Source organism: Intestinibacter sp. (assembly GCF_034113885.1).
GTDB lineage: Bacteria > Bacillota > Clostridia > Peptostreptococcales > Peptostreptococcaceae > Intestinibacter.
Genome location: NZ_JAXEWM010000230.1, coordinates 1 through 3,257, shown reverse-complemented (window position 1 = coordinate 3,257; position 3,257 = coordinate 1). Strand labels below are relative to the sequence as shown.

At 27.2% G+C, this 3,257-nt stretch carries 3 protein-coding genes; 1 reads left to right on the top strand and 2 read right to left on the bottom strand.

The window, feature by feature from the left end; all coding sequences use genetic code 11:
* Positions 1-133: 133 nt before the first annotated feature.
* Together SPD90_RS13870 and SPD90_RS13865 are read right to left on the bottom strand one after the other, a co-directional pair.
* Complete coding sequence (locus tag SPD90_RS13870) at positions 134-1,363, bottom strand: IS91 family transposase (protein WP_320925622.1); 1,230 nt, start codon at positions 1,361-1,363, stop codon at positions 134-136.
* 251 nt (positions 1,364-1,614) lie between these two features.
* A complete protein-coding gene (locus SPD90_RS13865) occupies positions 1,615-2,163 on the bottom strand; it encodes a hypothetical protein (protein ID WP_320925621.1) in 549 nt (182 codons plus the stop codon).
* Positions 2,164-2,343: 180 nt separating this feature from the next.
* Between SPD90_RS13865 and SPD90_RS13860 the strand changes: the two genes are divergently transcribed.
* On the top strand, positions 2,344-3,257 hold a 914-nt coding region (locus SPD90_RS13860; RefSeq protein WP_320925620.1), incomplete at its 3' end, for a transposase.

Sequence of the window (3,257 nt, the reverse complement as noted above, 5' to 3'; positions counted from 1 at the left end):
AACAAGGCGGTTCATTTATATTACTTTGATCCATTTCATCAAAGTATTCTACAACCTCCTTAGGTATATTTTCTTTAGTTGCACACTGCATACAAATATATAGTATATCTTCTTTCACTTCTTTTCCCTCCAACTATGTTGTTGTCGGATTTATTCTACCACATATTATTCCTTTTGTAATTGCATATAATTCTAAAGCTTCTTCTAACTTTTCCTCTGTTTCCTTCAAAATTTTCTTCTTTAGATATTCTCTTATAGAGCCATATTTCCTATAAACTATATCATAAAATCTCATCTTTTTATTACATTTAGGACAATCACATGGGCTTACTCCAAATGCTGCCAAAATCCTATATTCCCATTTATGCAAAGACCTTTTTAATTTTAATATTCTATCATCAATCATCTTTATAAAATTATTTTGTCCCTTGTTTCTTCTAGAATAAATTCCAAAATACCTTATCATTTTAAAATTTTTCTCTGGTATATGTATTATTAATTTTTTAATAAATTCATGTGCGTGAACTGTTTCAATAACTTCTTTATTATCTTCATGTCTAGTATATTTATATGTTACATTCACTCCATCATAATTAAGTATTCGAGACTCAGCAATAGCTGGTCGGCCTACATATCTTCCCACATATTTAGCAGCAACTTTAGCAGATTTTATTTCTGTTTTAGCATGTACATAAAATCCTTTATCATTATCTCTATATAGTTTATTTTTTAAAGCTCTCATTTTCTTACTTGCACCACTAATAATCATGATTTCATCTAGCAAAACTTTCTGCCATCTCTTACGTAATGCTTCATATGCAAAATGTTTTATATGTCTCCACTCTGTGATATTACCTTTACCACCTTCTGTAACCATCATATGTACATGTGGATTCCATTTTAAATCCCTTCCGAAAGTATGAATAACTGTTACTATTCCTGGAGTAAACTGTTCACGCTTATTTAAGCTATGCATCCAGCTCGTAACAGCTTTAGCTGCGCATTTCGGAAGTATCTTTAATCGTTCTCTATCAATTCCAAAAAATTCTCTAAGTTCTTCTGGAATAGTAAAAACTATATGTCTATGTTTAACATTTATTAATTCTCCAAGCATGTTATCTACCCATTTATCAGTATAAATCTTACCACAAGATGTACAAAATCTACTCTTACAAGTAAAACCAACCTTTTTAGTTATATTACATGTATCACATTTAAATTCGATATATCCATATCTTATATCTTTACACTTTAAAACTTTCTCTACTTCTCTTTTCACATTCTTTCTAATTTTCTTGTTGTATAATTTTAAAAATCCCATCCAATGATCATTCAAAATTTTCTTTATTATTCCAGATTTCATTAGTATAACCTCTCTCGTATTATTAACTAATTTACCATAAAACGACGCTGAAAGCTAGATTTTATCTTACTTTCAGCGTCGAAAAATTATATAAATTCCTATACCTTAAAAAAGCACCAATCCACTTAGGGATTGATGCTACTGTAAGCTACTCTTTTTTATTTTCTTTTTTTGTCAACAACTACAAATCACTAAAGAAATCCTCATTTCCAAGTTATAATAAATCTGCAATTAAAATGGAACTCAAAACCCTACCTCCATTTATAGCTTCTGTAATCATATTCATACTTTAGATGCTTATGTGCTATTTCTTTTCTTAAGCTTTTTCTAGTAAATGGTTGTGTATCATCACTTTTATATTCTTCAGTTTCTTTTAATGCTCTAAATTCGCTGATTGTATCTCCTAAATTAATTACCTCATCTAATATTCCATTAGTAAAATGTAATTCTAAAGCTACGTCATAGTCTAAATAGCATTCAAGGAAATCTGAATTGTAAAACTTTTTTTCTTCATTTTCTGCTAATGCTATTATACAACTTCCTGTATAATTCATAAATAACTTCTCAGACTTTATATTTTTCATTTCATCCCAATCTGTTTCATATTTAATTCCATATAATTTTTCATCTTCAATTATGTATTCTGCTATATATCCTCTCCTACACCCACTAGACATAAAAAAAGAATGTTCTGGCATCTTAAACTCTGCACAATTTATAATTTGCTTACCTTTTTCAACATCTATTAAAGTGTATTTTTTCTTTTTATAAATAACTCTATCACTAGCTTGTATAGTCATAAAATTTCCTCTTTCATTGTATCAATTTGTACCTATACATCTGACCTACGGACAGTTTATATACAAATATTTACTATATTCAAATTTAACAAAAAAATTAAAAAAAATATAATAAAAAACCACCTTTTTCATTGTAAAATAAATCTACGAAACCAAAAATACAAATGAAAGGTGGTTTATATGATCAACGATCAAGAATATATTACTACAAAATTGAAAAAAACGCTAGAAAAAATGATAATTTTATCTGCTCCTCGTTTAAATAATTTAATTGCAATGATTATTGGAATAATTTGTTCACAATCAGTTGTACTATCTAAAATATCTCAAGAGTTGAAAGACAATTACTCTTTAGGAACAGAAGAAAGTAAAATAAAAAGATTGCAAAGATTTTTAAGCAATGAAGCTATAAATCCTGAAAAACTCTACGAGTTTTTTACGTATAAATTATTGCAAAAGTATAAGTTTAAATCTAAATCAATTTATATAATATTTGATCATACAACAATAGATGATAGATTTGTAATACTTCAATTTTCATTGAAAATAGGTAAAAGAGCTGTCCCTCTTTGGTTTAAATTATTTAAGTACAAACAAGATGGTAATAAAGATTTTATTCATGTAAAAGAAGGCTTGACATTTTTAAATAAAGTTTTAAAACCTTATGAATTTGATGTCACCATACTTGCTGATAGAGGATTCAAAAGTATGGACTTATTTAAATTTATAGATGAAACTCTTAAATGGAAATATTGTATTAGATGTACAAAAGACTTATCAATATCCATTGACGGAAAAAACAAAATTAAAAAATTAGATGATATACTTCCTAGAAAATGTGGTTCAAAACATTTCTACAACATTAAATTAACATCTCAAAAATACATTTGTAATATGGCTATATGTAAAGCTCTAGATGCTGAAGATACATGGTTTATTGCTAATAATCTTTCCGAACCTTATGCAATAAGGGAATATAAAAAGAGATTTGATATTGAAGAAATGTTTAAAGATTTTAAAAGTACAGGTTTTAACTTAGAAGATACTTGGAGCAATAATATTCACTATGCTAAAATGCTATATTTTTGTGTTTG